Source organism: Streptomyces sp. O3, assembly GCF_054788135.1.
On record NZ_JBTVYK010000053.1, the window covers coordinates 43,032 to 50,024 of the forward strand.

Genomic DNA, 6,993 nt, shown 5'->3' on the forward strand with positions numbered 1-6,993 from the left:
CGTGCCGCTGCGGGCCGGCCGACGCTGGGCCACGATGTGTTCATGCTGCTCGCCGACGTGGCCAGGACCTCGCGGGAGATCGCCGCGACCCGCTCCCGGTCGCGGAAGACCGCGCTGCTCGCCGAGCTGTTCCGCGGGATGTCACCGGCCGACGCGCCGGTGGTGGTGTCGTATCTCGCGGGGCGGCTGCCGCAGCGGAGGCTCGGCGTGGGCTGGGCGGCGTTCAAGGAGCGGCAGCCGCCCGCCCCGGCCGCCCGCCTCACGGTCCAGGAGGCCCACGCGGCGTTCGAGCGGATCGCGGCGGTCTCCGGCCAGGGCGCCCAGGGCGAGCGCAGACGCCTGCTGCGGGATCTCCTCACCGCCGCGACCGAGGACGAGCAGCGCCTGCTGTACGGCCTGGTCGGCGGCGAGCCGCGGCAGGGGGCGCTGGACGCGCTCGCGGCCGAGGCGCTGGCGGTCGCGGCCGGCGCCGACCCGGCGGAGGTCCGGCGGGCGGTGATGCTCGCGGGGCGGCTGGACACGGTGGCGGCGGCGCTGGCCGCGGACGGGGTACGGGCGCTGGACGGGTTCCGCCTCGCCGTGGGCCGGCCGGTGCTGCCGATGCTCGCGAAGAGCGCGAAGGACGTGGACGAGGCACTGGACCGGCTGGGTCCGTGCGCGGTCGAGGAGAAACTCGACGGCATCCGGGTGCAGGTGCACCGGGACGGCGACGCGGTGCGGGTGTTCACCCGGACGCTGGACGAGATCACCGCGCGGCTTCCGGACGTCGTCGCCGCGGCCCGCGAGCTGGCGGCCGACCGGGCGGTGATCGACGGTGAGGTGATCGCGTTGGACGAGCGGGGACGGCCGCGGCCGTTCCAGGACATCGCGGGCCGGGTCGGTTCCCGCCTGGACGTCGAGGGCGCCCGTGCCTCGCTCCCGCTGGTCCCGGTCTTCTTCGACCTGCTGGCCGTGGACGGCCGCGACCTGCTCGACCTGCCAGCCCGGCAGCGGCACGCGGAACTGGACCGGGTGGCGTCGCCGTCGCGCCGGGTGCGCCGTGTGGTGATCGACGACCCCGGTGACGTACGGCAGCGGGAGGCGGCGCGGCGGTTCGCCGCCGACGCCCTGGAGCGCGGGCGGGAGGGTGTCGTACTCAAGGCGCTGGACTCCGTGTACAGCGCGGGGCGGCGCGGCGCGTCCTGGCTGAAGGTGAAGCCCGTGCACACGCTGGACCTGGTGGTGCTGGCGGCGGAGTGGGGGCACGGGCGGCGCACCGGGAAGCTGTCCAACCTGCATCTGGGCGCGCGCCGCCCGGACGGGTCGTTCGCGATGCTGGGCAAGACCTTCAAGGGCCTCACGGACGCGCTTCTGGCCTGGCAGACCGACCGGCTGCGGCAGTTGGCGGTCAGCGACGACGGGTGGCTGGTCCGGGTGCGCCCCGAGCTGGTGGTGGAGGTGGCGTTCGACGGCGTACAGCGCTCGTCGCGCTATCCGGAGGGCGTGACGCTGCGCTTCGCGCGCGTGGTGCGCTACCGCGAGGACAGACAGGCGGCCGACGCGGACACGGTCGAGACGGTCCACGCGCTCTACGACCGGTAGCACACCGGAACACTCACCACACACGCCCCACACAGAGCACACCCGCCCCATACAGCCGACGCTCGGCTACCGCCCCTGCGCGGCCTCACTGTCCGGATCGGCGCGGTCCAGCGCGGGGCGGGGCTCCGGTCCGGTCCGCAGCAGCTGGTCCGCCGCGGCGGTGTCCGTGACCAGGCTGGTCACCAGGCCCGAGCGCAGCACCGCGTCGATCGCGCCCGCCTTGCGCAGCCCACCGGCGATCGCCACCACCTCGGGGATCCGCCGCAGCCGGTCGGCCTCGACCGTGATGCATCGTTCCCCCAGGTCACGGCCGACCCGGCGGCCCTGGGCGTCGAAGAGGTGCGCGGACATCTCGGCGGCGACGCCGAGCGAGGCGTAGTGGCCGCGCTCGGCGTCGGTGAGCATGTCGTGCACCGTGGAGATGCCGGGCTCCCAGGAGCCGATGGAGACCGCGGCGACGGTGACCTTGTCGAAGTACTCGAAGGCGCGGGCGATGCCGGTCTGGTTGCGCAGTGCCGCCGCGGTCGCCGGGTCCGGCAGCAGCATCGGCGCGTAGATGGGGTGCGCCTCGCCGCCGGACACCTGCGCGGCCCGCCGTACCGCCTCCACCGAGCCGCGCTCGGCGGTCCCGGCGTCGTACACGCCGGTGAGCTGGACGACGGTGCACGGCGGCAGCCGGTCCAGGGCGGCGGCCATGTGGATGGTCGAACGGCCCCAGGCGAGCCCCAGCACATCGCCCTCGGTGACGAGTTCGCCGAGCAGGTCGGCGGCCACCTCGCCCAGGTTCTCCGGATCGGGCGACTCGTCGGCCAGGTCGGCCGGGGACTCGACGACGACCGCGTGCCGCAGGCCGTAGCGGGCCCGCAGCCGGTCGGAGCGCTCCGCGTCGAGTTCCGCGGGCACCCGGATCTCGATCCGCACCAGGTCCCGTTCGAGTGCGGTCTCCAGGACCCGTGCCACCTTGAAGCGGCTGACGCCGAACTCCTCGGCGATCTGGATCTTGGACTTGCCCTCGAGATAGAAGCGGCGGGCCATGGCCGCCGCCTGCACCAGCTCAGCGGGTCCCATCCGCAGGGCTGGCCGACCCGCCGACATGCCGGACACGGCAATCTCCTCACTGTTCACACGTTCACTGGGCGACTCACCGTTCATCCTCGCAGATCCGGCGGCCTTGATCAGTCCTGCGGTACCGCGTTCATCTGGCCGTGGCCCGGCGGACGCGCCGTCGACGCCTCAGTGGTCGCACGCCCAGGCGGCCGCGGCGGTCACGACCCGCTCATGCGAGGCGGCGGCCGCCTCGGCCTTCGCGCGCAGCGAGCGCATGGCCGCGGCCGGGTCGTCCTTGCCGAAGACCGCGGAGCCCGCCACGAAGACGTCGGCGCCCGCGTCGGCGCAGCGTTCGATGGTGGACTCCGCGACGCCGCCGTCGACCTGGAGCCACAGCTCCAGGCCGTGCTTGGAGATCAGCTCGCGGGTGCGGCGGATCTTCGGAAGCATGATGTCCAGGAAGGTCTGGCCGCCGAATCCCGGCTCCACGGTCATGATCAGCAGCATGTCGAGCTCGGGGAGCAGGTCCTCATACGGCTCGACGGGCGTCGCGGGCTTCAGCGCCATGGAGGCCCTGGCCCCCTTGGCCCGGATCTCGCGGGCGAGCCGCACGGGCGCGGCCGCGGCCTCGGCGTGGAAGGTGACGGACCCGGCGCCCGCCTCCACGTACTGCGGCGCCCAGCGGTCGGGGTCCTCGATCATCAGATGGCAGTCCAGCGGGGTGTGCGTGGCCCGGCTCAGGGACTCCACGATCGGCACTCCGAGCGTCAGGTTGGGCACGAAGTGGTTGTCCATCACGTCGACATGGAGCCAGTCCGCGCCGTCGACGGCCTTCGCCTCGTCGGCGAGCCGCGCGAAGTCGGCGGACAGGATGCTGGGGTTGATCTGAACGGCCATGCCCCCCAGACTGCCATGCCCGCGCGGCTTTCCACGCCCCGGTCCCGTCCGGCCGCCCCGACCGCCCCGGAACCTCACCTTCCGTACCGTTCTGACGTATTGGCCGCTTCACTCAGTACGCCGCAGCACCGCCAGATACATCGCGTCCGTGCCGTGCAGATGCGGCCACAGCTGTACGTCGGGCCCCTCGCCGAGCGCCGGGACACCGGGCATCAGGGGGCGCGCGTCGACGAGTTCGGCGCCTCCCTGCCGCAGTACGTCATCGACGACGGCACGGGTCTCGGCGAGGTGCGGCGAACATGTGGCGTAGCCGACGACGCCGCCGACGCGTACGGCCGCCAGCGCCTCGCGCAACAGCCCGCGCTGGAGCGGGGCGAAGCCGTCCAGGTCCTCGGGGCGGCGGCGCCAGCGGGCCTCGGGGCGGCGGCGCAGCGCGCCGAGCCCCGTGCAGGGCACGTCCATCAGCACCCGGTCGAAGCTGCCGGGCCGCCAGGCCGGACGGGTCCCGTCGGCGGCGATCACCTGGTACGGCCCCGGATTGCCCTCCAGGGCCCGCGCCACCAGCCGCGCACGGTGCGGCTGCTTCTCCGAAGCCAGCAGCACCGCGCCGCGCTGCGCGGCGAGTCCGGCCAGCATGGCGGCCTTGCCGCCGGGGCCCGCGCAGCCGTCCAGCCACCGCCGGTCGGGACCCTCGAGGGGCGCTTGGGCGAGCGCGAGGGCGACCAGTTGGCTGCCCTCGTCCTGCACTCCGGCCCGCCCCTCGCGCACCGCGTCCAGCGCCCCCGGCTCGCCCCCTTCGGCGAGCCGTACGGCATGCGGCGACCAGCGTCCGGGCAGCCCGCGCTCCTCCCCGAGCACGCCCAGCAGCTCTTCGGCGGTACTGCGCCCCGGCCGGGCGACCAGGGTCACCTCGGGCCGCTCGTTGTCGGCCTCCAGCAGGTCCTCGATCCCGGCGCGCCCGCCGCCCAGCGAGTCCCAGAGCGCGGACACGACCCAGCGGGGGTGGGAGTGCACCACCGCGAGATGTTCCTCAGGATCTTCCTCATAGGGCGGCGCCACCTTCTCCACCCACCCACCGAGATCATCCGCCGCGATCTTCCGCAGCACGGCGTTGACGAACTTGGCCCGCCCGTCGCCCAGCACCACCCGCGCCAGCTCCACACTCGCGGACACCGCCGCGTGGCTGGGAATCCGGGTCCCGAGCAGCTGGTGCGCCCCCAGGCTGAGCACGTCCAGAACCGGCGGGTCGACCTCGCGCAGCGGCCGGTCGACACAGGCCGAGATGATCGCGTCATACGTGCCCTGCCGCCGCAGCGTGCCGTACACCAGCTCGGTGGCCAGCGCCGCGTCGCGCCCGTCGAAGTCGCCCTTGTCGCGGGCCTTCTTCAGCAGCGGCGGCAGGACGAGGTTCGCGTACGCGTCCCGCTCGTCCACCGCCCGCAACGCCTCGAACGCGAGCATCCGCACGGGGTCCTTCTGCGGCCGGCGGTACTTCCGAGGAGGGCGACGAGACTGATCGTTCACGAAAAGGTGCTCCGGATCATCGATGGAGGTGCGTTCCCAGCCTACGGCGACCCGCCAGCCAGGCCCACTCACCACATGCGTCAGCCACCCAGCACCTCACCGGGGGCGATCCGCACCCCGCGCGCCCAGTCCGCCGCCCGCATCGGCTTCTTGCCCTGCGGCTGCACCCACTCCAGCTCCACGGCGTGCGACCCGGTACCGACGTACACGTGGTTCTTGCCGACCGCCAGCTCACCGGCCGCCAACTCCCCCTGGTCCGGCACCAGCCGCACCGAAACGAGCTTGAGCCGCTCCCCGCGGAAGGCCGTCCACGCCCCCGGCGCCGGAGTGCAGCCGCGCACCACGCGGTCGATCCGCAGCGCCGGAGCGGCCCAGTCCACCCGAGCGTCCTCGACGGTGATCTTCGGCGCGAGCGAAACACCGTCGACCGGCTGCGGTACGGCCTTGACCGAGCCGTCCTCGATCCCGTCCATGGTCGCCGCGAGCAGCCCGGCGCCCGCGAAGGCGAGCCGAGTCAGCAGATCACCGCTGGTATCAGTAGACCGCACCTCCTCCGTGACGGTCCCGTACACCGGCCCCGAGTCCAGCCCTTCCTCGATCAGGAAGGTCGATGCACCGGTGATCTCATCCCCCGCCATGATCGAGTGCTGCACAGGAGCGGCCCCGCGCCACGCGGGCAACAACGAGAAATGCAAATTCACCCACCCCCGAACAGGCACATCCAACGCCACCCGCGGCAGCAGCGCGCCATAGGCCACGACCGGACAGCAGTCAGGCCCGATCTCGCGCAGCCGCGCCAGGAAGTCCTCGTCCCGTGGCCGCCGGGGCTTGAGCACCTCGATACCGGCCTCGGCCGCCCGCTCGGCGACGGGACTCGCGACCAGCCGCCGCCCCCGGCCCGCGGGCGCGTCGGGGCGGGTGACGACCGCGGCCACCTCATGGCGGTCCGAGGCGATCAGGGCGTCCAACGCGGGTACCGCGACTTCGGGGGTGCCTGCGAAGACGAGCTTCATCTGATGGCCTCTCAAGCTGGTGCGAACACTGACTGCGATGAGCAGCGCACCAGTCTGCGACTCCGCCGCGGCCAAGCCCTGACCGCTGCCCAGGGGCAGGGCGCAAGACTACTACGTCGGGGTGTACAGGCATCCGCGCGCCCTGCGCATATGCGCATACGCCCCCGCACCGTGACCACATGGCTCAGGGCGCGTTGGTCAAGAAAGAGTTGACCACAACGGGCCGCGCATGCGGCCCGATCCTTTTCACCGCCGGTTCGAGAGGCTTGTTCATGGCCGACCACGCAACCCACGACGCCCAGGCAAGGGCCAGCCTGCATCTGCTGGTGCGGGACATCGAGCGGGTCCGCCGACAGGTGGACGCGTTGCGCACCCTCACCGCCCAGCTGGGCAACGTCTACCGTCCGCGCCGCTCCGGGCCCTCCACGGGCTTCGTCGTGTACGGGCGCGCTCCCGCCCCGACCGTCCGCCTGGCCCAGGAACTCCGCGACAGCGTCGAGACCCTGGTCACGGCGGCCGTGGACTTCGACCGCTCACTCGGCTTCTCCTGGGACGCGGTGGGCTCGGCGCTCGGTGTCACCAAGCAGGCGGTGCACCGCAGATACGGTGCGCGGCGGGCGACGGCGCAGGCGGCGGCGGAGGCCGAGCGCTCCGCCCCGGCCGCGGGGGGGCGCGCGGTCTCCGTCGGCACGGTGCCGAAGGTTCCTGCTGCGCGGTCTATGCCCGCGCAGCCCACGGCGGGCAGCGCCGCGCTCCGCGACGAGGCCCGCCCAGGCGCCCTACCGGGCCCCCGCAACGGCTAGCCCCACGCTGCCCTCCCCGCGGCACGGGTCCCCCCGTGCCGCGGGGAGGGGGTCGCCCTGCGGGCCAAGCGAGAACGGTCACCGGGGTCGGGTGGGTTGTGCCCACCCGTTCCGCCCTGCGGAACGTA

Annotated in this window: 6 protein-coding genes; 2 read left to right on the forward strand and 4 right to left on the reverse strand. The window is 73.6% G+C overall.

What is annotated here, in order from left to right:
• Window positions 1–42 precede the first annotated feature (42 nt).
• Window positions 43–1,581 carry an ATP-dependent DNA ligase gene (locus tag ACX6XY_RS23945; RefSeq protein ID WP_460334437.1) on the forward strand — a complete coding sequence of 513 codons (1,539 nt, stop codon included), beginning with the start codon at window positions 43–45 and terminating at the stop codon, window positions 1,579–1,581.
• A gap of 66 nt (window positions 1,582–1,647) precedes the next feature.
• On the opposite strand, the gene ACX6XY_RS23950 is transcribed toward ACX6XY_RS23945, so the two are convergent.
• From ACX6XY_RS23950 to fmt, 4 genes are all read right to left on the reverse strand, one after another.
• Complete coding sequence (locus ACX6XY_RS23950) at window positions 1,648–2,733, reverse strand: sugar-binding transcriptional regulator (RefSeq protein WP_460334440.1); 1,086 nt, start codon at window positions 2,731–2,733, stop codon at window positions 1,648–1,650.
• 81 nt (window positions 2,734–2,814) lie between these two features.
• Entirely contained in the window at window positions 2,815–3,525 is a 711-nt protein-coding gene (rpe, locus tag ACX6XY_RS23955) for a ribulose-phosphate 3-epimerase (RefSeq protein WP_460334442.1), read from the reverse strand.
• Window positions 3,526–3,633: 108 nt separating this feature from the next.
• Window positions 3,634–5,049, reverse strand: coding sequence for an RsmB/NOP family class I SAM-dependent RNA methyltransferase (locus ACX6XY_RS23960; protein WP_460334445.1), 1,416 nt, complete (start codon window positions 5,047–5,049; stop codon window positions 3,634–3,636).
• 80 nt (window positions 5,050–5,129) lie between these two features.
• Window positions 5,130–6,062, reverse strand: coding sequence for a methionyl-tRNA formyltransferase (gene fmt, locus ACX6XY_RS23965; protein WP_460334448.1), 933 nt, complete (start codon window positions 6,060–6,062; stop codon window positions 5,130–5,132).
• A 272-nt stretch (window positions 6,063–6,334) separates the two neighbouring features.
• On the opposite strand from fmt, the gene ACX6XY_RS23970 reads away from it, so the two are divergent.
• Window positions 6,335–6,865: a hypothetical protein gene (locus ACX6XY_RS23970; protein ID WP_460334451.1), complete on the forward strand. Its 531-nt coding sequence runs from the start codon at window positions 6,335–6,337 to the stop codon at window positions 6,863–6,865.
• Window positions 6,866–6,993: the final 128 nt, after the last annotated feature.